The sequence below is a fragment of the Nocardia mexicana NBRC 108244 genome (genome assembly GCF_001613165.1).
GTDB lineage: Bacteria > Actinomycetota > Actinomycetes > Mycobacteriales > Mycobacteriaceae > Nocardia > Nocardia mexicana.
In genome coordinates, this window is the sequence record NZ_BDBV01000044.1 from 39,623 (window position 1) to 62,999 (window position 23,377).

The 23,377-nt window shown below is 70.6% G+C and carries 24 protein-coding genes; 10 read left to right on the top strand and 14 right to left on the bottom strand.

The window, feature by feature from the left end:
• Window positions 1-29 precede the first annotated feature (29 nt).
• Complete coding sequence (locus tag NM1_RS17230) at window positions 30-1,214, bottom strand: DUF7373 family lipoprotein (RefSeq protein WP_068020730.1); 1,185 nt, start codon at window positions 1,212-1,214, stop codon at window positions 30-32.
• A gap of 142 nt (window positions 1,215-1,356) precedes the next feature.
• Here NM1_RS17230 and NM1_RS17235 point away from each other — a divergent pair, with 142 nt between their 5' ends.
• Window positions 1,357-2,652 (top strand): FHA domain-containing protein, encoded by a 1,296-nt coding sequence (locus NM1_RS17235; protein WP_068020732.1) that lies wholly within the window; start codon window positions 1,357-1,359, stop codon window positions 2,650-2,652.
• A 21-nt stretch (window positions 2,653-2,673) separates the two neighbouring features.
• Here the strand turns inward: NM1_RS17235 and NM1_RS17240 are convergent, their stop codons facing one another.
• Genes NM1_RS17240 through NM1_RS17270 form a run of 7 tightly spaced genes read right to left on the bottom strand, consistent with a single transcriptional unit; the run spans window position 2,674 to window position 9,691 of the window.
• Window positions 2,674-3,474: a crotonase/enoyl-CoA hydratase family protein gene (locus NM1_RS17240; protein WP_068020734.1), complete on the bottom strand. Its 801-nt coding sequence runs from the start codon at window positions 3,472-3,474 to the stop codon at window positions 2,674-2,676.
• A complete protein-coding gene (locus NM1_RS17245) occupies window positions 3,471-5,630 on the bottom strand; it encodes an acetate--CoA ligase family protein (protein ID WP_147288900.1) in 2,160 nt (719 codons plus the stop codon). The genes NM1_RS17240 and NM1_RS17245 overlap by 4 nt, the downstream gene beginning before the upstream one ends.
• 9 nt (window positions 5,631-5,639) lie before the next feature.
• Window positions 5,640-6,431 carry an enoyl-CoA hydratase/isomerase family protein gene (locus NM1_RS17250; protein ID WP_068020735.1) on the bottom strand — a complete coding sequence of 264 codons (792 nt, stop codon included), beginning with the start codon at window positions 6,429-6,431 and terminating at the stop codon, window positions 5,640-5,642.
• Window positions 6,432-6,459: 28 nt separating this feature from the next.
• Window positions 6,460-7,338 (bottom strand): amino acid ABC transporter permease, encoded by an 879-nt coding sequence (locus tag NM1_RS17255; protein ID WP_068020736.1) that lies wholly within the window; start codon window positions 7,336-7,338, stop codon window positions 6,460-6,462.
• Window positions 7,335-7,985 (bottom strand): amino acid ABC transporter permease, encoded by a 651-nt coding sequence (locus tag NM1_RS17260; RefSeq protein ID WP_068020737.1) that lies wholly within the window; start codon window positions 7,983-7,985, stop codon window positions 7,335-7,337. Before NM1_RS17260 ends, NM1_RS17255 begins: the two co-directional genes overlap by 4 nt.
• Before the next feature lie 11 nt (window positions 7,986-7,996).
• Complete coding sequence (locus tag NM1_RS17265; RefSeq protein ID WP_068020738.1) at window positions 7,997-8,890, bottom strand: glutamate ABC transporter substrate-binding protein; 894 nt, start codon at window positions 8,888-8,890, stop codon at window positions 7,997-7,999.
• A gap of 12 nt (window positions 8,891-8,902) precedes the next feature.
• A complete protein-coding gene (locus tag NM1_RS17270) occupies window positions 8,903-9,691 on the bottom strand; it encodes an amino acid ABC transporter ATP-binding protein (protein ID WP_068020739.1) in 789 nt (262 codons plus the stop codon).
• Between the two features lie 161 nt (window positions 9,692-9,852).
• Here NM1_RS17270 and NM1_RS17275 point away from each other — a divergent pair, with 161 nt between their 5' ends.
• Window positions 9,853-10,740, top strand: a complete 888-nt coding sequence (locus tag NM1_RS17275; RefSeq protein WP_169814280.1) for a MurR/RpiR family transcriptional regulator — start codon at window positions 9,853-9,855, stop codon at window positions 10,738-10,740.
• Window positions 10,741-10,817: 77 nt separating this feature from the next.
• On the top strand, window positions 10,818-11,771 hold the full coding sequence (locus NM1_RS17280) for a PfkB family carbohydrate kinase (RefSeq protein WP_068020741.1): 954 nt from the start codon (window positions 10,818-10,820) through the stop codon (window positions 11,769-11,771).
• A 4-nt stretch (window positions 11,772-11,775) separates the two neighbouring features.
• Here NM1_RS17280 and NM1_RS17285 read toward each other — a convergent pair whose 3' ends face one another.
• The 3 genes from NM1_RS17285 to NM1_RS17295 all read right to left on the bottom strand — a co-directional run bounded on the left by NM1_RS17285 (window position 11,776) and on the right by NM1_RS17295 (window position 14,782).
• On the bottom strand, window positions 11,776-13,101 hold the full coding sequence (locus NM1_RS17285; protein ID WP_068020742.1) for a phosphatase PAP2 family protein: 1,326 nt from the start codon (window positions 13,099-13,101) through the stop codon (window positions 11,776-11,778).
• 96 nt (window positions 13,102-13,197) lie between these two features.
• Window positions 13,198-13,794, bottom strand: a complete 597-nt coding sequence (locus NM1_RS17290) for a DUF2867 domain-containing protein (RefSeq protein ID WP_068020917.1) — start codon at window positions 13,792-13,794, stop codon at window positions 13,198-13,200.
• Between the two features lie 76 nt (window positions 13,795-13,870).
• Window positions 13,871-14,782 (bottom strand): EamA family transporter, encoded by a 912-nt coding sequence (locus tag NM1_RS17295; RefSeq protein WP_068020743.1) that lies wholly within the window; start codon window positions 14,780-14,782, stop codon window positions 13,871-13,873.
• A gap of 73 nt (window positions 14,783-14,855) precedes the next feature.
• Between NM1_RS17295 and NM1_RS17300 the strand changes: the two genes are divergently transcribed.
• Window positions 14,856-15,782, top strand: a complete 927-nt coding sequence (locus tag NM1_RS17300) for a LysR family transcriptional regulator (RefSeq protein ID WP_068020744.1) — start codon at window positions 14,856-14,858, stop codon at window positions 15,780-15,782.
• Between the two features lie 6 nt (window positions 15,783-15,788).
• On the opposite strand, the gene NM1_RS17305 is transcribed toward NM1_RS17300, so the two are convergent.
• The 3 genes from NM1_RS17305 to NM1_RS17315 all read right to left on the bottom strand — a co-directional run bounded on the left by NM1_RS17305 (window position 15,789) and on the right by NM1_RS17315 (window position 18,025).
• Window positions 15,789-16,865: an ABC-2 transporter permease gene (locus NM1_RS17305; protein ID WP_246010862.1), complete on the bottom strand. Its 1,077-nt coding sequence runs from the start codon at window positions 16,863-16,865 to the stop codon at window positions 15,789-15,791.
• A gap of 49 nt (window positions 16,866-16,914) precedes the next feature.
• Entirely contained in the window at window positions 16,915-17,622 is a 708-nt protein-coding gene (locus NM1_RS17310; protein ID WP_147288901.1) for an antibiotic biosynthesis monooxygenase, read from the bottom strand.
• Window positions 17,623-17,689: 67 nt separating this feature from the next.
• A complete protein-coding gene (locus tag NM1_RS17315) occupies window positions 17,690-18,025 on the bottom strand; it encodes an ArsR/SmtB family transcription factor (RefSeq protein ID WP_068020747.1) in 336 nt (111 codons plus the stop codon).
• A 78-nt stretch (window positions 18,026-18,103) separates the two neighbouring features.
• Here NM1_RS17315 and NM1_RS17320 point away from each other — a divergent pair, with 78 nt between their 5' ends.
• The 6 genes from NM1_RS17320 to NM1_RS42330 all read left to right on the top strand — a co-directional run bounded on the left by NM1_RS17320 (window position 18,104) and on the right by NM1_RS42330 (window position 23,364).
• Window positions 18,104-19,711, top strand: a complete 1,608-nt coding sequence (locus tag NM1_RS17320; RefSeq protein ID WP_068020748.1) for an ABC transporter substrate-binding protein — start codon at window positions 18,104-18,106, stop codon at window positions 19,709-19,711.
• Entirely contained in the window at window positions 19,675-20,718 is a 1,044-nt protein-coding gene (locus NM1_RS17325; RefSeq protein WP_373864050.1) for an ABC transporter permease, read from the top strand. The genes NM1_RS17320 and NM1_RS17325 overlap by 37 nt, the downstream gene beginning before the upstream one ends.
• Window positions 20,711-21,532, top strand: coding sequence for an ABC transporter permease (locus NM1_RS17330; RefSeq protein ID WP_068020920.1), 822 nt, complete (start codon window positions 20,711-20,713; stop codon window positions 21,530-21,532). The genes NM1_RS17325 and NM1_RS17330 overlap by 8 nt, the downstream gene beginning before the upstream one ends.
• A complete protein-coding gene (locus NM1_RS17335; protein ID WP_068020750.1) occupies window positions 21,529-22,440 on the top strand; it encodes an ATP-binding cassette domain-containing protein in 912 nt (303 codons plus the stop codon). Before NM1_RS17330 ends, NM1_RS17335 begins: the two co-directional genes overlap by 4 nt.
• The gene (locus NM1_RS17340; protein ID WP_068020751.1) at window positions 22,440-23,066 is read left to right on the top strand and encodes an ABC transporter ATP-binding protein; all 627 of its coding nucleotides are present in this window, start codon (window positions 22,440-22,442) and stop codon (window positions 23,064-23,066) included. The genes NM1_RS17335 and NM1_RS17340 overlap by 1 nt, the downstream gene beginning before the upstream one ends.
• Before the next feature lie 100 nt (window positions 23,067-23,166).
• Complete coding sequence (locus NM1_RS42330; protein WP_147288902.1) at window positions 23,167-23,364, top strand: hypothetical protein; 198 nt, start codon at window positions 23,167-23,169, stop codon at window positions 23,362-23,364.
• The last annotated feature ends 13 nt before the right edge of the window (window positions 23,365-23,377 follow it).

The following is a 23,377-nucleotide window of genomic DNA, read 5'->3' on the forward strand; positions in this document are numbered from 1 at the left end:
CCTACTGCAGGCACACTGCGCAATCCCGGTCAGTAGTTGTTCGCCAGCAGGGCGTACGCGGCGGCCGTCCGGTACTTGACGTCCTGCAGATCGCTGCCGACGACCACCTGGACATAGCGGTGATACGGGACGTAACAGCGGTAGCGGCCCTCGCGCTGCGGATCGCCTCTGCCGTTGAGCTGCATACACTTTGCGCCCGGAATACTCGTCGGCGCGGCCAGCGGATCGTACTGCGGTCCCGTGGCGGCGAGCAGTCCGGTGATCAGCCGCAGGCCCGCATCGTCGTCGCGCACCCGCAGCACCGAACTGGTCTCGGCGATGGCCACGGCGTCCAGTCCGGTGTCGTCGACCAGGCGCTGGCGGGTCGCCTCGTCGGAGGCGATGTGGACGAACGCGGGCCCGCCGAACACCCCGAACCGCTCGGCATCCGGCCGTTGCTGCCGGTCGCGCACGACCGCCCGGGCCAGCATCCGGTCCGGGTCGACAGGCAGTTCGTCGAGCCGATCCCGCGGGGTGGCGCGGAACCCGTCCAGCGCCGCCACCTGCGTGTCGAGGGTCTTCTGCACCCAGGCGAGCAGGTCCGGCTCCTCGGGGCGGGGACGCTCGATGAACAGCGAGATCACGAACTCCCGGTGTGCCAGGAAGGCGCCGATGGTGGCCACGCCGGGCCGGTAGTGGATGAAGGCGTCCGGATACGCCGGCAGCGTGAGCTTGCGATTCAGGTCGGGTGCGACACCGAAGTCGGCGTCCTCCAGTTCGCGGGCGGCCAGCGCGGCCGCCTGCGCATCCGGGAACCGCATGACCAGGTCGGTGACGGCGGTGGCCTCCGGACCCCTGGGCCTGTCCGATCCGCCCGCCACGTAACCGACCACCATCTCGCGGCGGTCGAGCACCCGCTTGGACACCGCCGCGAGCAGGCGCTCGGTGGCCTCCGCGGTGTTCGCGACCACCCGCCCGCCCTGGCCGACCGTCAGCGACGGATCGATGCGGACGGCGGGCACCACGACCTGCGACATCCGCATGCCCTCCAGCAGCGAGCCCTTGCCGTCCGAATCCCAGGCGTAGTGGTGCCGGTTCACCTCGTACGGGCCGACTTCCAATGTCCGGACGTCGATTTCGCCGGGCACGGGGCTGCCGGCCACTCCGCATCCGGTCAGCAGTCCCGCCAGCGCGATTGCCCCGGCGACGAGCGACGCACGTGTGCTGCGGCCCATGGATCAGCCCCCGTTCCTCCCGACACGTCGTCTCAAATTACCGGAACGAAGGCCGGGCCGGGGCCCCGTGCGAACCGTTTGCCTTTAACCTTGTGCATGTGGTGACGACCGCGCAGACCTACCCCGGAGGCCGATTCCGTTGATGGATCGGCAGGTCGAGGTTGTCGCCGGCAACCATGTGGTGGTCCGGGTGGCGGGCGCGGTGGTGCTGGTCGCGCACCCCGGCCGCGGCCGCGTGACTCCCGATTCCCCGGCCATGCTGGCGGCCGAGGCGCTGGCGCAGCTGGTGTCGGACGCGGCCGAGCAGGCGCCGGCCGGGCCGGGACGGCTGGTGGCCCGGGAGGTGACGCGCTGGCTGATGCGCGACGCCGAGCAGATCAGCCCGGACCGGCCGATCGATCTGGGGATTTTGTCACAGGCCGAGACCGGTGGGGTGGCGATCTTCCTGCACGGCGGCGTGACCGCGGTGCTGGACGGCGAGCACGGGCCGGAGCGGTACCGCGGCGTGGACGCGGCATTCACCGTCGACCGCGTGGCCGAGCAGCCCGCCCGGGCCGTGGCGCTGTTCATCGACGACGACCTCGGGCGCATCCCGGAGCTGCCGGAGCGGGGTATCGGATCGCTCGTCGAGGGCGTGGCGGCGGCCGCGGGCGCGATCGTGTGGTTCGAGGGGGAACGGACGCGGACGCGAAATCGGGAGCGGGCCAACGGCGGCGCGCATCGGAAGTCCGAGGCCCCGGTGCCTCCGACGCGAGCGGATATCGATCTGCAACCCGGCGAGGATCGCCGCTTGGCCGAGACGCAGCTGGGCGGGACATCCGGCGAGCCGCAGCAGCGCGGAGGGCCCGCCCCCGGAACGGATCCCGGTGTGCCGAGTTCGGCCCGCGGCACCAATCCGGCGCCGGAACCGGACCCGGAACTGGAACGCCGTATGGAGGCGACCGCGCGCGCCACCTCGCTCACGGTCAAGGTGGTCGGATTCAAGTGTGCGCGAGCGCATCCCAGCGATCCGCGCTCGGCGTTCTGCACCGTGTGCGGGATGCCCGTGGACCAGACCCAGCAGCCGACGGAGGTGGTGCGACCCCCGCTGGGCACGCTGGTGCTCGACGACGGCATGACCTACCTGCTGGCGGCGGACGCGGTGATCGGCCGCGATCCGGAGAACTCCGAGGCGGCCCGGCGCGGCCTGGTGCCGCTGAAGATCGAGGACACCTCCGGGGGCATGTCCCGCGCGCACGCCGAGATCCACCTGATGAACTGGGATGTCACCGTCGTCGACCGCGGTTCCACCAACGGCACGCACGCGCGCCCGCCCGGCTACCGGGACTGGATCCGCCTGCAACCGCACCAGCCCATGCCCCTGGTCCACGGCGCCGAGATCATGCTCGGCAACCGGGTGCTGCGCCTGGAACCCGCGGCCCCACCGCCTTTCGGCTGAGTTCCAGGACACGGGAGAGTGCTAGCGACCCGTGAACTTGGGGGTGCGGCGGTCGAGCATGGCGGAGACCGCCTCGTGGTGGTCTTCGGTCTGGTGGGCGAGGGCCTGCAGGGCGGCGGACAGCTCGAGCAGGCTGTCCAGGCTCTGCCACTGGCCTTCTCGCAGTAGCTTTTTCGTCATGCGCAGCACCTGCGGCGGGTTCGCGGCGACGCGGTCCGCGAGGGCGCGGGCGGCGTCGAGCAGCTCGTCCGGCGCCACGACCGCGGAGACCAGCCCCCAGTCCAGGGCCGTCGCCGCGTCGATGGCCTCGCCGGTGAACGCCATCTCGCTGGCCCGGGCCATGCCGACCGCGCGGGGCAGCAGCCAGGCGCCGCCGTCGCCGGGGATGATGCCGACCTTGGCGAAGCTCTCGGCAAAGGTCGCGGTGCCGGAGGCGATTCGCATATCGCACATCAGCGCCAGGTCGCAGCCGGCGCCCACGGCCGGTCCGTTCACCGCGGCGATGGTCGGAATCTCGCAGTGGTACAGGGCCTTCGGGATGCGCTGGATGCCGTGCCGGTACCCCTGGCGCAGCTCGGCCGGGGAGCCGCCGAACATGCCGGTGCGGTCGCGCATGTGCTTGACGTTGCCGCCCGAGGAGAAGGCCGTCCCCGCGCCGGTCAGAATCGCCACGCGCAGTGCCGGATCCGCATTCGCGGCGGCGACGGCGGCCTCCAGGGCGTCGATGGTCGCGGCGTCGGAGATCGGGTTGCGGGCCTCGGGATTGTTGAGGGTCCAGACGACCACGTCGCCGGTGCGTTCGATCAGGACGGGCTCACTCACGATTTCCTCTCCTCGGGTGCGATGACGATCCGGACATCCACGGGAACTATGCCCGCACCCGCGGCGACGACGGGATTCAGGTCCAGCTCCGCGATCTCCGGATGGGCGGCGACCAGATCGCCGATGCGCACGAGGAAACGCGCGAGCGCGGAACGGTCGACCGCGGGCAGGTGGCGGTACCCGTCGAGCAGCCGGGAGGCGATCGTCTCCCGAATCATCTCGTGCGCCTCGAGTTCGGTGAACGGCGCCGCCCGGAAGGTGACGTCCGCCAGCGCCTCCACCAGCACGCCGCCGCTGCCGAAGGCGACGACGGGCCCGAAGATCGGGTCCCGGGTGGCGCCGACGAGCAGTTCGACCCCGCGCGGCGCCATCGGCATGACGATCATGCCGTCGATCCGCGCGCCCGGGACGGCCCGCCGGACCGCATCGGTGATCGCGCGAGCCTGTGCGGCGGCGTCCTCCGCGACCACATCGAGCCGCACACCCCCGGCCTCGGACTTGTGAATCACCTGCGGAGAAACGACTTTCACCGCACATGGACGGTCGAACCCGGCGACGGCGACCGCCACCTCGTCGGCGTTCGAGGCCAAGGCCCAGGGGCCCACCTCGATCCCGTAACCCTCGAGCAACCGGCGACCGGTCGGCTCGTCGAGCACGCCCGCCCGCTCCGTCACCGGTGCCGCGGGGTCGGGCAGCGCGAGAGTCGTGCGCTGCCCGGCGGTCTCCAGCCGCCGCCTGCGCCGATCCAGCGCGGCCACGATCCGCACCGCGTGATCGATGGAGGCGAGCACGGGGACCCCCGCGGCCCGGAGCGTGTCGTGATTGGCGATCCGGGCACCGGCGTAGCAGCTCTGCACCACCAGCGGTGTGCCGTTCGCGGCCCGGTTGGCGAGAACCCTTCGCACGGTGTCGTTTTCGGCGGACTCCAGGGTCGCGTCGAATCGGAGGTGATACCCGCCGAACAATCCGACCACGAGCACCAGCCCGACCGCGGGATCGGCGGTCAGGATCTCGATCGCCGCCGCGAATACGGCCGGATCGGCATCGGTCGCTCCGGCGACGTCGACGGGATCCGCCACCGAGGCCGCCGGGCCGAGCAACTCGCGCAAAGCCGTTCGCGTCCGCTCGCTCAGGTCGGCCAGTTCGATGCCGCGCGCGGTGAGGGCGTCCACCGCCAGCGTCGCATGCCCGCCGCCGTCGCTCAGCACCGCCACCCGGCGGCCCGGCAGCACCGGTCCGGTGGTGGCCAGCGCTCCCGCGACCATGGCCAGCTCGTCGGAGCGCTGCACGAGTTCCACGCCCGCCTGCGCCAGCACGGCCGTGGCCACCGCATCCGACCCCGCGACGGATCCGGTGTGCGACAACGCGGTTCGCTGCCCGGCCGCCGAGCGCCCGCCGCGCAGCATCACGACCGGGGTGTCGGCGGTGGTGCGTGCGGCGGCGGTCAGGAATGCGCGCCCGTCGATGATCCCCTCGGAGTGCACGGCCACCGCGCCACAGCCCGGCTGCGCCGCGAGTTCGGGCAGGCACTCGTCGTAGCGGACGTCGGACTGGTTGCCGAGGCCGACGTAGGTGTGCAGGCCCGGCCCGTACATCGCGTCGTTGTCGTTGACCAGCGACAGCAGCATGTTCCCGCTCTGCGTGACCACGCTGACCGGCCCCCTCGGAATGCCCTGCAGCCCCACCAGATTGGCGCCGCTGGCGACATTCGCCAGCCCGGACGTGTTCGGGCCGATCACCCGCACGCCGCTGTCGGCGATGGCGGCGGCGAGCTCGGCCTCGAGGCGCTCGCCCGCCGCGCCGATCTCCCGGAACCCGTTGGCCAGCACCACCGCCCCGGCGATTCCGGCGGCACCGCACTCCCGGAGCACCCGCGGAACCGCGGCGCCCGGCACGGCGACGAGTGCGACGTCGACCCCGGGTGGCAGCCGATCGATGCTCGAAACCACCGCCAGCCCGCGGATTTCGGATGCCTTCGGATTGACCGGATACACGGGATGCTCGTACCCGGATTCCTGCAGCGCCCGGATCGCCTGGTAGCCGCGCTTGGCCGGATCGGTGGAGGCCCCGATGATCGCGATCGACCGGGGGTCGAGCAGTCGCTGCAGCGCGGTGCGCGCGGTCGCGGCGAGCATGGTGGTGGATGCGTGTGTCACCGGCACTCCTCACTGTCCCCGGAAGATCGGATCGCGGCGCTCCGAGAAGGCCGCGACACCCTCGGCCCAGTCCTCGGTTTCCATCAGCGCCAGCAGATCCCACGGTTCGGACTCCAGTGCCACGTCGAGCGGATCGTCGCGCCGCAGCGCGGCCTTCATCCGAGCCAGCGCCAGCGGCGCCTTACTCGCGATCGAATCGGCCAGTGCCGCAGTCGTATCCCTGAGATCCACGGGGCGTACGGCGGCGTGCGCGAGGCCCCAGTCGTAGGCCCGTGCCCCGGTGAAGCGTTCGCCGAGGATGAGCAGGTCCGTCGCCCGCCGCAGCCCGACCAGCCGCGGCAGCCGATGGGTGACCCCGCCGCCGACGAAGGTGCCGATACTCACCTCCGGGAACCCCATGCGCGCGTCGTCGGCGATCACGAGGAAATCTGCGCTGACCGCCAGCTCCGCGCCCGCCCCGAGCGCATAGCCGTTGACCGCCGCCACGACCGGCGTGGACATGGTCTGGATCTGCCGGCACGCCTGCTGCCCGAGCTGGGCGTATTCCTCCCGATCGGCGCGGGTGCGGGTACCCGCGGCATGCGCCTTCAGGTCGGCGCCGACGCAGAATGCGCGACCGGCGCCGGTCAGGACCACGCACCGCACCCGTGGATCGTCGTCGGCCGCGACGAGCGCGTCGATCAGGGTGCGGTACAGCTGCTCGCTGACGGCGTTGAGCCGGTCGGGCCGGTTCAGCGTCAGCTCCGCGACCCGTCCGCGACGGGTCACCAGCACGGTCGGTGCGTCGGTGGCTGCGGTCATCGTGGTGTGTCTCCTCTCGGAATGGCGGTCAGCGCGCGGCGCCGGCCACCGGGGTGGGGGTGAGCGGAATGTCCCCGCCGGGAGCGGATTTGGTGCGTCGGCCGCGCCCCTGCCGGGAGGTGAGCAGGCGCGCGAGGAACGAGATCGCGAAGTTGGTGGCGATGTACATGACCGCGACGCCGACATACAGCTGCATGGAGTACTGGCTGCCGTAGTACTCGACCAGTGACCGGCCCTGCCGCAGCAGTTCGGCGTAGCCGACGATGAAGCCCAGCGAGGTGTCCTTCAACAGGATCACCATCTGGCTGACCAGGACCGGCAGCATGTTCGGAATCGCCTGGGGCAGCAGGATTCTGCCCAGCAGCACCCCGCGGCCGAGTCCCATCGCCTCGGCGGCCTCGGTCTGGCCCTTGTCGATGGCCAGGATGCCGCCGCGGAATATCTCGCACAGCACCGAGGAGTTGTAGGCCACCAGTGCCAGCACCACGATCTGCAGCAGGCTCAGATCCATTCCGAGGCTGGGCAATCCGAGCGCCGCGAACAACATGAGCAGCAGCAGGGGGACACCGCGGAAGCCCTCGACGACGGCACCGGTGGCCAGCCGGACGCTCCGGCGCGTCGACAGCCGCCCGGCCGCGAGGATCAGCCCGACCGCCAGCGCGATGACCATCGCGAGGGCCGCCGCCTTGATGGTGGCGACGTATCCCTGCCACAGCACCTGGGGCACACCGGTTTCCGGATCGAACAGGATGGCCCACCGCTTGTGGTCGAGCTGCCCGTGCGACTCGAGCCGCAGCAGCACCGCGACCACGAGGATCGCGCAGACGATCCCGGCCGCGATGCCGATCCGGCGCGACCGGCGGATCTCGTCCGGGCCGGGCTCGTCGTAGAGGAAGGAGGTATTCATCGCGCGACCGCCAATCGGTGCTCGAGCCGGCGGAATCCGAAGGCGGACCCCAGGGTGATGACGAGGTAGGCGACCGCGATCCACAGCAGCGCCTGCACGACGGCGGCGGGCTCGAGGAAGTTGATCCGCTGCCCTGACGCGGTCAGCTCCAGCACGCCGAATCCGGCGGCGATGGAGGTGTTCTTGACCAGCGCGATCCACACGTTGGCCAGCGGCGGCACGACCGCGCGCAGGGCCTGCGGGACGATGATGAACCGCATGTTCTCCAGGAACGAGAGCCCCAGTGCCCGTGCGGCTTCGGCCTGTCCGCGGCCGACGGTGTTGACGCCCGCGCGGACGGCCTCGGAGACGAAGGCCGCGGTGTAGAACCCGAGCGCGATCACCGCGGCCAGCACATAGCTGGGGATGGTCAGTCCGAGTTGCGGCAGCACGAAGACGATCAGGAAGAACACGACCGTCAGCGGGGTGTTGCGGATGATTTCGACGTAGACCGCCCCGGCGCGCTGCAGGAACGGCACCGGCGACATTCGCGCGACCCCGACGAGCAGCCCGACGACCGCGGCGAGCGCGCCGCCGCCGACGCTGAGCAGCAGGGTGGTCCCGAAGGCCTTCGTCAACAGCGCGGCGTTATCGGTGATGACATGCATGATGGTGCCCCTCAATAGCTTTCGACATCCGGAGGCGCCGGTGCCGCGCCGAGGATGCGGCCCGCGGTGCGGTCCCAGGCCGTGGTCCAGGCGCCGTCGGCGAAGGCGGAGCGCAGCGCGTCGTCGATGAAGCGCACGAGATCCTCACGCCCCTTGGCGATCCCGATGCCGTACGGCTCCTGTGTGAAGGTTCCGGGGACCAGGTCGAAGGCGTCCTCGTCGAGGCTGCGCAGGCCGCCGAGGATGGTGTTGTCGGTGGTCATCGCCACCACCTGCCCGTTCTTCAGGGCCTCGGCGCATTTGCTGTAGGAGTCGAAGAGCACGACGTGGGCGCCGGGCACCCGGTTGCGCATATTGGTGGACGATGCCGAACCCTCCACCGCGCAGACGTTCTTGCCGGACAGGTCGTCCGGCCCTGCGATCTCGGCCGGATTGCCGTGCCGCACCATGAGCGACTGTCCCGCAATGTAATACGGTCCCGCGAAGTTGATGATCTCCTTGCGCTTGTCGTTGATGGTGTAGGTGGCGATGACGGCGTCGACGCGGCCCTGCTGCAGGAACGGTTCCCGGTTGGCGGAGACCGTCTCCACCCATTCGATCCGGTTCGCCGGGATGCCCAGCCGGGCGGCGACGAGCTTGCCCATCTCGGCGTCGAAACCCTCCGGGCGGCCGGTGACCGGGTTCTTGAGGCCGAAGAGCGGTTGATCGAATTTCGTTCCGATGGTGATCTTCTGGGCGTCGTGCAGGCGCTGCATGGTCGATCCGGCCGGAAAGTTCACCGTAGTGTCCACGGGCGGACCGGAATTGGACAGGTCGATGGCGGGGGCGCCGGAATCGCAGGCGGCGGTGAGGGTTACCGCGGCGACGCCGAGCAGTGCGGCGGCGAGGCGGGCCAGTCGTCTCATCACGGCGGCCCCTCAGTGCTGCAGCACCCGGGCCAGGAAGTCCTTGGCCCGGTCGCTGGTGGGTGCGGTGAAAAACTGTTCGGGAGGGGCCTGTTCGGCGATGACGCCGTCGGCGAGAAACAGCACGCGGTCGGCGCTGGCCTTGGCGAATCCCATCTCGTGGGTGACGACCACCATCGTCATCCCCTCGCTCGCCAGGGCTCTCATGACGTCGAGCACCTCGCTGACCATCTCCGGGTCCAGGGCGCTGGTCGGCTCGTCGAACAGCATCACCTCAGGTTCCATGGCCAGGCCGCGCGCGATAGCGACGCGCTGCTGCTGCCCGCCCGAAAGCTGCGGCGGATACGCATCGGCCTTGTGCGCCAGGCCGACTCGTTCCAGCAGCGCCTTCGCCCTGGCCTCGGCGTCGGCGCGGGTCAGCTTGCGGATGCGGATCGGCGAGAAGGCGATGTTCTGCAGCACGGTCATGTGCGGGAACAGGTTGAACGACTGGAACACCATGCCGATATCCGCCCGCACCTTCTTCAGCGCGGCGCCGGAGGCGGGTAGCGGCTCACCGCGGAACGTGATGGTGCCGCCGCTGATCGTCTCCAGCCGGTTGATGGTCCGGCACAGCGTGGACTTGCCGGAACCGGACGGGCCGATCACCACGACGACCTCGCCCTTGTCGATGTCCAGGTCGATATCGCGCAGCACGGTGACGGTGCCGAAGGTCTTGGTCACGCCGCGCATCGAGATCAGCGGGGTGGCGGGGGAGGGTTGGGGCGACGTCGCGGCGTCGGTGAGAGATGTAGTTGTCATGTGCGAATCCAGTCCTCATCGGATGTTCGTGTGAGGTAGCTAACAACACTCGGCCGGTCGATGCAAGAAGATTTGCAGAACTTTGTAAGAATGCAATTTCGATTACGTATCGTGGTGGATACCTTCCGACCGCCGCCGAGCAGCGAGGGACAATGAACGCCGTGACCGATCAGGGACCGCAGACCTTCGACGAACTGGTCGCCGAGCTGCGCGCGCGGCACGACTCGCTGTCGCAGGCGCACCGCAAGCTTTCGGAGCGGGTGATGGCCGACCCGGAGGCCGTCGCGTTCATGACCGTGTCGGAGCTCGCGGCGGCGGTCGGCGTCAACGAGGCGACGGTCGTCCGCTTCGCGAATGCCCTGGGGCTCAAGGGGTATCCCGGGCTGACCCGGCTGTGCCGGGAGCGGCTGCAGGAACAGGCCCAGCTGCTACGCCGGTTCGACAATCTGGAGCGGCTGCCCGCCGACGGGGGCGGGTTGCTGAACCGCACGCTGGGGTTCGATCAGGCCAATATCGCCCGAACCTTCGCCCGCATCGAGGACGAGACCTGGGACCGGGCGGTGCGGCACCTCACCGAGGCGCCGCGGGTGCATGTGATGGGGCTGCGCAAATGCCATGCCCCGGCCTATCTGCTGGCCTATCTGCTGGGCATGGTGCGCGAGGAGGTCGCCCTGGTGACGGCGACGGCCGGCGCGCTGACCGACGATCTGCGCCGGGTGCGCGAGGGAGATTGCTTCGTGGCCATGTCGATTCACCGCTACATGGCCGAAACCGTGCGCGGCGCGGCATGGGCGCGTTCGGTCGGCGCGCATGTCGTTGTGCTGACCGACAATCCGGGGTCGCCGCTGGCGGCCACCGCCGACGACTGTTTCTTCGTCGACGCCACCAGTCCCTCGGTGCTGCGGTCGATGACCGCGTTCACCTCACTGGTGCAGGCGCTCACCGCGGGGGTGGCCAAGTCGCACGGGCGCGAGGCGCGCGCCTCGCTGCTGCAGGAGGAGCGGCTGCTCAGCGACTTCCACGTCTACACAACGGATTCGGGCCGGTAGGCAAACCTGCCCGGAGCGGGCGTCCGCGACGCCGACTCGCGCCGTTTGGGATCGGTGCGGCCGGGTACCGCTCCGCTGTGAGGTCGCTGGACGTGCTGGTCGCCGGGCAGGTCGCCCGCGACCTGGTGCTGACGGTGCCGCGGATGCCGGACTCGCGGGCGGCCGCCCGGGTGGGGGAGCGGCGAGAGACATTGGGCGGCAAGGGCGGCAATCTCGCCGTGGCGTCCGCACAGCTCGGCCAGCGCGTGGCACTGCTCGGCGTGGTGGGCGACGACGAGATCGGCAGGCGGCTCGTCGCGCGGATCGAAACCGACGGCGTCGACGCCGCTCCGATCGTGTGCCGGACCGGAACCGCGAGCGGCCTGGTCGTCCGCATACACGAGGACGGTGGCCGGTGGCATCAGCTGGAGGACCTGCCGCCGCCGGTCCGGCTCACCGCGGCCGATGCCGCACACGCGCAGCGCTGGATCGAGGCGACCCGGTCGGTGATCATCGAGCTCCGACAGCCGTCGGCGGCGGTTTCGGCACTCGCGCAGCGGGCCCGCGCCGCCGGTTGCCGCATCGTCCTCGACGGCCTGCCGGTCGACGACGGGCGCCGGGAATCGTTGCTGCGTCTCACCGATGTCCTGCGGGCCGATCACCGTGCGGCCCGGGAACTCACCGGCGATCGGCTCGGCACCGCGGAGGCCGGACTGCGGGAGGCGCGTGCCCTGCAGCGGCGCGGTCCCCGCTGCGTGGTGCTCGACATCGACGGTGGCACCGTATTCGTCTGGCGCGACGGCCATCTCGTGCTGCCGCGGCTCGATGTGCCGATCGTCGACACGGCGGGCGCCGGTGCGGCCTTCACCGCCACGCTCATCGCGGCCCACAATCACGGTCTGCCGCCGCATCAGTGCGCGCGGTGGGCGGTGGCCGCGGCGGCCGCGACCGCCGGTCATACCGGTGGGCGGCCGAGGCTGACGATCGAGGTACTGCGCCATTACCTCGCGCAGCTGGACGAACAGGGCGAAACCGGCCGACTCCGGCGGTGACCGCTCACACTCGGCCGGCCGGTGCCGGGGCGAACCACGTGACGTAGAACGCGGTCACCAGCCCCGCGAAGACGCCGAGCAGCGCAACCCCGAACGGAATCGGATGTTGCGCCATCTCGGCGGCGAAATACCTGGTGCACAGCAGGACCCCGGTGAATGTCGCGATGCCCAGCGCCACCAGGCCCGACCGCTGCCGATCCCAGCCGCGGCCGGGATCGCGCAGCACGGATTCGATGGTCAGGCACAGTGTGGCGCCGACGATGAGGTCGATGCCGTAGTGGGCGCCGAACCCCAGCGTCGCGGCCAGCGTCCCGGCGAGCCAGAACGCCCCGCCCCAGCGCAGCCAGAGCGGTCCGCGCCGCGAGTGGATGAACAGCGACAGCGCCCAGGCGGTGTGCAGCGAGGGCATGCAGTTGCGCGGCGTGATGCCGTCGAAGCTCAGCGGATCGATCGAGTTCGACAGCGGCGGAACGATATTCGGCCAGACGTCCGCCACCTCCAAGCCGTGCCCCTCCGGCCCGTACGCGAGGATCGGTCCCACCACCGGGAAGATCACGTAGAAGATCGGCCCGATGAGCCCGATCGCCAGGAACGTCCGCACCAGGTAGTGCCGAGGCCATGCGCCTTTGGTCACGTCGCGCAATTGCCAGACCGCCACCACGATCGCCGCGACCGGCAGTTCGAAGTACACCCAGCGCAGGATCCCGGACACCACCGGCCCCGCCGCGTCGAGCGCCTGACCGGCCACCCACGACGGGTTCCCGAGTGCCCGATCGGCCTGTTGCACAAAGGGATCGAGCACCTGCGGGGTGGCCCACGCGGTGACGTCCAGCCAGATGTCGCCGACTTTGGTGGCCAGGATGAGCAGCGCGCCCAGCGCGATCGTGCGCAGTGCGGTGCGCTGTCGCTCGCCGGTCCAACGCGTGGCCGCGAGCACCGCGAGGGCGGTCAGCACCAGCGTCGGGCCGTTGCCGACGGTGAACTTGTGGCCCTCGGCGGCGCGCACGATCACGAAGGCGAGATCCAGCCCGACCGCGGCGGCGACGGCGATCGCGCGTTCCCGCCAGGTGATTCCGACCAGCGCCAGGAGGAAGCCCGCCCAGGGCGTGGTCGCGGACTTGGGAGTTCCCGCGTAATCGCGGAACAGGCTGGTCAGCGGGCCCAGCGCATGGATGTGGACGGCCATGAGCTCGCCGGCGACGAGCACGAGCACCGCCGCCGCGATACCGAGCCACACCGCCGCCGGCCCGTAGCGGCGAACTCGGAGTTGCAGCGCGCCCACCCGTTCGACCGGCGGGGCCGGTCTCCCGTGCGCGTCGTCGAGAAGCATCCGGATATCGTAAACAGTGCATGAACGGAGGATTTCGGGACCGTTCCCCGATCGCGTGATCAGGCGCTTTCGGTCAGCCGCCGCCGCTCGTTGCGTTCACCCGCCCCCGCCCGTTGCGATCACGTGCCGCTGCCAGTGGCGTTCGATCGAGCGCAGCAGCGGCGGGTACACCAGCAGATAGCGGAACGGCTTGATCCCGGCCATGTACAACCTGCCGAACAGGCCGTTCGGCTTCACCAGCACGGCCATCTGACCGCGGTAGCGGCCGGGCTCGTCCTCGACCCAGCCGATGTGCATGACGCCGTGCATGGTCCGGTTGGCGATCTCGCTGGCCCATTCGGTGTCGGTGCGGTACAGCGAGCGAAAGGGCTTGCCGCGCAGGTCGGGTCCGCGCGGTCCGTCCCGGAGATCGTCGGGCAGCCGATCGCACAGCGACGGCACCCGGGTGTCGAGGCCGTCGCCGTCGCCGTCCCAGCCGAGCAGCGCCCCGAGCTTCCAGCGGATCGCGAACAGCAGCCGGTAGACGACGGAGGCGTCGGAGTCGTCGCCCGCGGAGATCTCCCGGATCAGCAGCGGGAGGTCGTCGGGGCCGCCGGGCGTCGGCAGCGCCCAGACGTCCTCCAACTCGAAATCGCGGGTGAGGTCGTGAATTCGCCAGGGGCGCTCGGTGTGTGCGGTCGGCGGGAGTCGCATCGCTGCCTCCATCGGTCGTCGGCTTCTCCGGGGTCGTTGTGGAACGATCCCTCTACAACCAATTGGAACATACCTTCTAATTGCCTGGGAAGGCCGCCGCCGTATGACCCGGACCACCGTGCGCGGTCGCGGTGGCATCGTCCGGGGCGGGGGTGCCGGTTTCGGTGCGGCGCGAGTTCTGCCACGTGACGTAGGCGGCCCCCGAGCAGATGCACACGATTCCGGCCCAGCGCTGGATGGACAGGCCCTCGTGCAGGACGACGAGCCCGGCGAGCGCCGCGACCACGGGCTCCAGGGTGAGCAGCGTTCCGACGATTCCCGCGGAGAGCCGTTGCAGCGCAGCGAGTTCGAGCGAGTACGGGATGACGGCCGAGACCACCGCCACGACCGCGCCCGCGAGCAGGACCCCGGGATGGATCAGGGCGCGGCCGTCCTCCAGCCCGCCCCACGGCACCGCCAGCAGCGCGCCGGCGCCCACGCCGAACGCGAGCACGGATCGGCTGTCCGCCAGCGACCCGGCCCGGCGCGACAGCAGCAGGTAGATCCCCATCGCCGCCGCCGAGAGCAGCGCCAGCGCGATGCCCTGCCAGGCCAGCGCGCCCGAGGCCGGATCGCGCACCAGCCACACTCCGGCCACGACCAGTGCCACCACGCCGATATCGGCGACGCGGCGCGAGGCGCACAGCGCCACCGTCAGCGGTCCGAGCAACTGCAGGCTGCTGGCGACCCCGAGCGGAAGGTAGTGCAGCGCCGGGTAGATCAGGTTCATCCCGGCGATCGCGGCGCCGAGCCCGAGCGCGGTGCGCAGCCGGGCGCCCCGGGGCAGCGCGCGCGGGCGGGCCAGGGCCAGCAGCACGATCGCCGCGAAGCCGAGCCGGAGCGCGACGACCCCTCCGGGGCCCACCTGCGCGAACAGTTGTTTGCCGAGTGCCTGGCCGGTCTGCGTCGATACGGCGGCGGCCAGGACGAAAACTGGTGCGGGAAGCATGCTTTCAGCGTTATCCCGCAAAGTGTTCAGGTCCATCGAATAATATCGATGATTATTCTTTAGAATCGACTACATGATCGATCTGCGCCGAGTTCAGGTGCTGCGGGTGCTCGCCGACCGCGGCACCGTGGCGGCCGCCGCCGCGGCACTGTATGTGACACCCTCGGCGGTCTCGCAGCAGATCCGTTCGCTGGCCACCGAACTCGGCGTCGAACTGCTGCGCCGGGAGGGTCGCAACGTGCGCCTGACCGAGGCCGCGCGGGCCCTGCTCGACCATGCCGACGCGCTGCACGAGCACTGGGAGCGTGCCCGTGCCGACGTCCTGTCCCGGGGCGCGGACCTGACCGGTCCGCTCCGGTTCACCGGCGTCTCCTCCGCCCTCGCCGCCGTCGTCGCGCCCGCCCTGGCGCTGCTGCGCGAGCGGCATCCCGGGATCGAGGGTTACGCGCGGGAGCAGGAGTCGACGAGCTTCTTCCGGGAGCTGCTGGTCGAATCCGCCGATATCGCCGTCGGATTCCCCACCGCCGCGACACCTCCCGTCGACGACACCCGTTTCGAACAGCGCGTGCTCTTCGACGACGTGCAGGACCTGCTGGTACCGCGCGGACATCCACTGGCCCAGTGGAATTCGGTAACCCTGCGCGATGCGGCCGCGGAGCCGTGGATCCTCGACGAGCCCGGCGGCGACACCTACGATGTCGTGATGACCTCCTGCGCGGCAGCGGGATTCACCCCGCGCGTCGCTCATCACGTCAAGGAGTGGTTCGCCGTATCCACGTTCGTGGCACAGGGTTTCGGCGTATGCCTGCTGCCGCGGCTGGCCCCCATCCCCGACGACCACGCGGTCACCCGGATTCCCCTGCGCGGCAGCCCGCGTCCGACCCGCACCATCATCGGCGGCATCCGCCGGGGCTCGGGGGAGAACCCGCTGATCGCGGCGGGCCTGGCGGCCGCCGTCGAGGTCGGCGAGGCCATCGCCGCCGCGAACGGTGACCGGTAGTTCGCGTCACAGATCGGCGCCGCGTCCGCCCGGATGCCGGTCCCGCCACACCCAGAACACGGTGCAGGACAGTATCGCCCAGCCCGCCAGCACCAGGAACGGGAACAGGTGCTGGTGACCGGCGAAGTACACCGCGGTGTGCTGGGCGTTGACGGAGGCGCCCGGCGGCAACCACCGGCCGATGCTGCCCAGCACCGACGGCAGCAGCGGCCACGAGACCGCGCCGCCCGACGACGGATTGCCCAGCAGCACCATCAGGCCCCACGTCGGGATCATCGCCCAGCGGCCGAACAGCGTGTTGAACATCGTGAAGATCATGCCCGAGGTGAACATCGTCAGGGCCAGGATGAACCACGACTCCACGAAGGGCAGCCGCAGGGCGCCGAGCCACCAGTCCACCACCGCCGCGATCACGAAGCCGCCCAGCACGGAATAGGCGACGGAGTAGGCGATCCGCTCCAGCGGATTCAGCGCCTGCGCGTGCACGCTCAGCTGAATCGCCCCGACGAAGCCGACGATCACGGCCGCCAGCGTGATGTAGAAGATCGCCAGGCCACGCGGGTCCCCGCGCTGCAGCGGATTGATGTCGGTGACCGTGACCGGCACCCCGACCTGACGGCCCACCTGCCCGGCCGCGCTCGAAATCACCTCGGCCACAGAGGATCCCGAGGCGCCCGAGACGTCGACCGTCACGAGGTCGGGCTGTCCGACATCCACGATCGCGAAGACCTGCTGCGCCGCCACGGCCTGCCCCGCCGCCTCGGGCGTGTCGTACCGGACGACGTGCAGCGACCCGTCCACCGCCCGGTCCATGCTCGCCAGGAAGGCCGCCCCCGTGGTCGGCGCGGCGCGGTCGGCGTGCACCATCGCCACCGGAATGCGATGCGGTGTCGGATTCGCGAGCGTATAGGTGTAGGAGCCCGCGAACAATCCCGCCGCGGCGCCGAGGATGAACACCAGCACGGTCGCCGGGAAGAACGGCGACAGCCGGAAGCGGTGCCACCGTCCGCGCCAGATGGCAACTCGGCCGCTATTGGCATCACTATGACTCTGAGCAGGACTTTCGATCTCGCTCTCGGGCATACTGCCACCATAGGCGCGGTTGTGGGAGTCGGCTGGCAACCAATCGCGCTCAGTGCTCCGCGGCCGGCGCCGGGCGCTGGATGGAGCGCAGCAGCCGGTAGCGGGTGAACCCGCGGAAGGTCACGCCGCCGAACTGCCGGACCCGCTCCCACTGCTCGGTGGTGCGGGTGGACAGGTTGCCCTCGGCGAGGGCCTGCTCGTGGGCGGCGGCCGACTCCCATTCGGCGTAGTTGACCAGCGCGGTGCCGTCGAGGTTCCGGTGGAAATGTGCCGAGATGTTCTGCGAACCGGCACCGTCGGAGCCGAACGCGTCGAAAACCTGGTCTACCCAACGTTTTCCGGACTCGGCCGTCTCCGGCTCGATGTCGACGAGCACCATGCAGCCGGGCGTGCGGGTCTCGCCGGGCCGCACCCCGCTGCGCAGCAGCCGGAACCAGTCGTGGTGGAACTCGACGTCCGGGTTGGCCTCCCGGAACGCGTGCGCGCCGCCGAAACCCCGCACGGCGAGGTAGGCATCGTAGGCGTCCTTGGAGGTCCACTGCTTGTAGGCCATCAGGCTCCGGCCGTCCTCGCTCTCGTACAGGCTGAACGACAGTTCGCCGTCGGTGAGCTCGGCGGGCCACACCCCGTCGACCATGTCGTCGGTGAATCGCCGCATGCGCTCCGGGGTGGCGCCACGCCAGACGTTGATCAGCACCGCCCCGGCGTCCGTGCGATCGGGTGCGGGCCACTGTCCGAAGAGGTATTCGCTGCTCATGGCGCTCACGCTAGGGCGGGCGGAGATGCCGTCGCCTCTGTCGAACGACCGGGTTTCCGGCCGGGGGTCAGCCGTGTCCGGCTCCGATGCTGTGCAGCACCTCGTGGATGATCGGATCGTCGAGCTGGTTGGCGACCGCGCGGCCGACGCGCGTCGAGGTGACGTACTGCCCCTGGCGCAGCACCCGCAGCGCCTGGGACACGGAGTTCTCGGTGCGGCCGGTGGCGGCGGCGAGCTCGCTCACGGTGATGCCGGGGGAGCAGTGCAGGCAGAGCAGGATCTCCAGGCGGTTCGGGTCGGAGAGCAGGTCGAAACGCCGCGCCCAGGCGCCGATATCGACGTCGCGGAGTGCGGACCGACCGCGCCCGACCGGTGACCCCTCCGTGGACTTAGGTTCACCCATGGTCAACAAGTTAGCCGGATCCCGTCCCCGGCTCTATGATCTGTCCACCTGAACAGATGAACAGTTAGAAGGCTTTCGATGAGGGGTAGTTCCCGGCCGCTGCGGGTCGCCGGTGTCCTGGTCGCGCTCGCCGCGGCCGTGTCGGCGTGCGGCGCCCCGAGCACGACCACGGACGGGTCGCTGGTACTGGCCGACGGCTTCGAACTCGGCGGATACAACCCGATCGCCGGATACGGCGCCGCCGGCGAGGCGAAGATGTACGACGGGCTGCTGAAACTGCACGGTGGTGCCGGATTGCCCACCTTCGATCCCGCGCTCGCCGCCGCGGCCCCGGCCGCCGACCCCGAGGCCACCGAGTGGACGGTCCCGCTGCGTGCGGGCGTGAAGTTCAGCGACGGTTCGGATTTCGACGCCGCCGACGTGGTGGCGACCTATCGGGCGATACTCGATCCCGTCTCGGCGTCGGAGGTGCGCTCGTCCTACGAGATGATCGACCGCGTGGAGGCCGTCGATCCGGCCACGGTGAAATTCACCCTGCGGTATCCGTATGCGGCGTTCCCGACCAAACTGCTGATCGGCATCGTGCCGTCGGAGGCGGTCGCGACGCCGGGCCGCGCCGCCGAATCTCCGCTCAACTCCGCGCCGATCGGTACCGGGCCGTACCGGCTGACCCGGCTGACCCCCGACCGGGCGATCTTCGAGGCGAACGAGAACTACTGGGGCGGCGCGCCTGCGGTGAAGAAGATGACCCTGGTCTACGTTCCCGACGACAACACCCGCGCGCAGCGCATGGCCGCGGGCGAGCTCGACGGCACCACCCTGCCGCCGCTGCTGGCGCGCACCTTCGCCGCCACCGAGGGAATGACGGTGTCGTCCAACACGTCCGCGGACTGGCGCGGGGTGTCGCTGCCGTCCGGACATCCGGTGACCGGTGACGCCGCGGTGCGGCGAGCGCTCAATCTCGCGGTCGATCGACGCGCGACCATCGACAACGTCCTCGGCGGCTACGGGCGGCCCGCGTACACGCCGGTGCCGGAGGTGTACGGGGCCGCATACGATCCGCGGGCCGTATTCGCCTTCGACCGCACCCAGGCCCTGCGGATCCTGGACGAGGCGGGGTGGCGCGAGGGCACGGACGGGATCCGGGCCAGGAACGGACAGCGCGCGACGTTCACGATCGTGTACAAGTCGACCGATACGCTGCGCCGGGATCTGGCGCAGGCCTTCGCCTCCGACGCCCGGCGCATCGGCATCGAGGTGAACCTCGAGGCGCTGTCCTCGGACCGGATCGCACCGCGCGTGGACCACGACGCCGTCCTGCTCGGCGGCGGTGACGAACCCTACGATCCGGACACCCAGACCTACAAGACCCTGCACTCGTCGTATCTGGATCCGGCCGTCGGCAGCGCGTACGACAATGCCAGCCGCTACGCGAATCCGGCCTTCGACGCGGCCCTCGATCGCGGCCGCCGGGGCACCGATCCGGCCGCCCGCGCGGCCGCGTACCGCGATCTGCAGACGGCCTACATCGGCGATCCGAGCTATGTGTTCCTGGCCTTCCTCGACCACACCTATGTCACCCGGAACTCCGGCTGGCAGATGTCGGGCCCCGTGCTGGAACCCCATACGCACGGCGTGGCCTGGGGTCCGTGGTGGTCGCTGCAGACCTGGACCCGCAAGCCGTGACCGCGCCGGTCACCCTGCGACGCAGCCGGTTCCGCGACCGCGGCCTGCCGGGCATGGTCGGCTTCCGGCTGCTCACCCTGATCCCGGTGCTCGGTCTGGTGTCCGCGGGCCTGTTCGCGGCCGCCGCGGTGTCGCCGTTCGATCCGCTGGTGGGCTACCTCGGCAATCGGTACGAGACCACCAGCCAGGCCGACAAGGCGTTGCTGGCCGAGCAATTGGGCTTCGACAGCCCGTGGTACCGGCTGCTGGGCCGGTGGCTGCGCGGGTTGTTCACCGGTGACCTCGGAATGTCGCGCACCTACGGCCAGCCCGTGAGTCAGGTGGTGGCCGAACGGATTCCGTGGACCGTGCTGCTGGTCGGGGTCTCGCTCGCGGCGGCCGTGCTGATCGCGGTGGCGCTGGGCGCGTGGACCGGGATGCGGCGCGGGGGAGTGGTGGATCGGCTGGTGTCCACGGCCTGCGTCGTGGTGCAGGGGCTGCCGCCGTTCGTGCTGGCGCTGGCGACCATCGCGGTCTTCGCGGTGGGCCTGCGCTGGCTGCCCCCGGCCGGGCTCACCGACGCCGGAGCCGATCCCGATGCCGCCCAGGTGCTCCGGCATCTGGTGCTGCCCGCGGCGGCCCTGGCGCTGTCGCAGCTGCCCTGGCTGTTGCTGGCGGTGCGGGAATCGGTGTCGCAGAACAGAAGCGAGGATTTCGTCGCCGGGGCCCTGGCTCGCGGCATCGACACCGGGACCATCGCCCGCCGCCACATCCTGCCCATGTCCCTCGCGCCGTTCGTGACCATCCTGGGTGTGCGGCTGCCGGAGATCGTGGTCGGCGCGGTCCTGGTCGAGGAGATCTTCTCCTGGCCCGGTATCGCCGGTGCCTTCGTACGATCGGCGACCGATCTGGATATGCCGCTGCTGGCGCTGCTGACCGTCGGCACGACCTGCGCGGTGATGTTCGGCTCCCTGATCGCCGATATCGCCTGTGTGCTCCTGGATCCGAGGGTGCGTGCCGATGGCTGAGCGGCGATGGTGGATCGCGGTCGCGGTCCTCGCGGTGGTGGCGGCGTACGCGCTGTTCGTGCCGTGGTTCACCGATATCGACGACCGCCTCACCGATTTCGCGGTGGCCCGGCAGGCGCCGTCGGGGCAGCACTGGTTCGGCACCGATGCCGCGGGCCGGGACCTGTTCGTGCGCATCGCCGCGGCCATCCGCGTCTCGCTGCTGGTCGCGATCGGATCCGCGCTGCTGGCAACGGTTCTCGGCACCCTGGTCGGCACGCTCGCCGCGCTGGCCGGTGGCTGGACGGACCGGCTGGTCATGCGGGTGGCCGACACCACCAATGCCCTCCCGCACCTGCTGCTGGGGATCGTCATCGTGGCCCTGTTCCGCGGCAGCGTCCCCGCCGTGGTGTTGTCCATCGGGCTCACCCACTGGGTGCAGGTGGCGCGGGTCGTGCGCGCGGAGGCGCTGAGCCTGCGCGAACGCGAATACCTCAGTGCCGCAAGGCTGGCCGGTGCGAGTCGGGGTCATCTGCTGCTGCGTCACCTGCTGCCCGCCGTCGCTCCGCAGGCCGTCATCGCGGTGGTGCTGCTGCTCCCGCACGCCGTGTGGCACGAATCGACGCTGTCGTTCCTCGGATTCGGCCTGCCGCCGCACGCTCCGAGCCTGGGCACCCTGCTCGCGGAGGCGCGCGGATCGCTGCTGCTCGGCGGCTGGTGGACGCTGGCGTTCCCCGCGGGAGTCCTCGTCGTCGCCACGGTGGCCGTGGCGGTCGCCGGATCGGCGTTGCGCGCCTTGCTGATACCGCCGAAACCGACGAAGGTGGTCTCGTGACCGTCACCGATGCGACCACCCGCAGCGGCCTCGGCATCGAGTCGCTGACGGTCCGAATTCCGGTGCATCGCAACAGGATCGTGCACGCCGCGACCGAGGTGGCGCTCGCGGCGCCGCGCGGCCGCGTGACCGCCCTGGTCGGCGAGTCCGGCTGCGGCAAGTCGATCGTCGCGAGTGCCGTGATGGGGTTGCTGCCACCCGGCGCGCTGGTCACCGGCTCGGTGGCGGTGTCCACCGGCGACGGCGCCGTCGATGCGCGCACCGCGGGCGAAGCCTATCGCGGTCGGCACGTGGGCCTCGTACCCCAGTCTCCGGCAACGTCTTTCACCCCGGTGCGCACCGTCGGCTCCCAGCTCGCCGAGACGATCGCGGCCCTGGGCTCGCCGCACTCCTGCGCCGAACTGGCAGAGTGCGCCGGATTTCCCGTCGAGGCACTGGACCGGTATCCGCACGAGCTGTCCGGCGGTATGGCGCAGCGCGCCGCCATCGCCGCGGCCCTGGCCGGTGACCCGGACACCCTGGTGGCCGACGAACCCACCTCCGGGCTCGACCGGGACCGCACCGACCGGGTGCTGCGGCTGCTGCGCGAGCGTGCCGATGCCGGGGCCGCCGTTCTGCTCATCACCCACGACCTGGCCGCGTTGATCCGCACCCGGATCGCCGACACCGTCGCCGTCATGTACGCCTCGTACATCATGGAGTGCGGTCCCGCGGACCAGGTGCTCGACGACCCCTGGCACGAGTACACGCGCGATCTGCTGGCGGCGCTGCCCGGCCGGGGGCTGCGACCGCTGCCGCATCCGACGCCGGAGCTGACCGATCTCGCGCCGGAGCGGTGTCCCTACCTCGGCGGACCCACGACCTCGGTGACACGGGGAGCCCGCACGATTCGCGAACGGAGCCGGTGATGCTCGCGGCGGAGGCGGTGACGGTCGGCTACGGACGCGGCGAAACCGTCATCGACACGGTCGATTTCGCGGTCGAGCCGGGCCGGCTGATCGGGCTGTCCGGTGAATCCGGTTCCGGGAAAACCACTCTCGTGCGGACCCTGGCGGGCCTGGTGACGCCGCGCGCGGGCACGGTCACCCTGGACGGTGCGCCGCTGGCACGCGCGCCGCGCGGCGCCGTGGCCGTGGTCTTCCAGTCGCCGCGGGCCGCCACCAATCCGCGCTTCACCCTGGCGCGGATCATCGGCGAGCCCGCCCGCATTCGCGGCGAGCGCGAGCCCGATATCGGATCCCTCTGTGCCGCAGTCGGTGTGACACCGGACCTGCTGGACCGCCGTCCGCACGAAGTGAGCGACGGGCAGCTGCAGCGGGCCTGCGTCGCCCGCGCGCTGGCGCAGCGCCCCCGCTATCTGCTGTGCGACGAGGCGACCGCCATGCTGGACGCGGCGACCACGGCGGCGATCATGCGGCTGATCATGAATCGCGCGGCCGACGAGGGGATCGGCGTCCTGGTCGTGGCCCACGATCAGGACCTGCTCGATGCCTGCTGTGACCGTGTCGTGCCCATGGTGCCGAACGCTTCCTGAAGCCGTCTTCAGGCTGGTTCAGGTTGGCTTCAGCCGCTTCTTGCGACCGTATCGGATGTCCGAGGCGTCACAGCCGACAACGAGAGGTGCGGTCAGGTTCATGTACCAGACAGTGCGTATCGATGGACATCCCTATCAAGTACTCGGCAGCGCTCGGCTATCGCTGATGTCGCGCGCCTGCTACGGCAAGTATCGCTTCACGCTCCGACGGGTATCGGACGGTTCGCTGTGGACGGCCTTCGGGGCCTGGGTCACCCCGGCATCCGAACTGGTGCGGTCCGGTAGCCCCGCCCGGTGATCCGGAGGGCGCC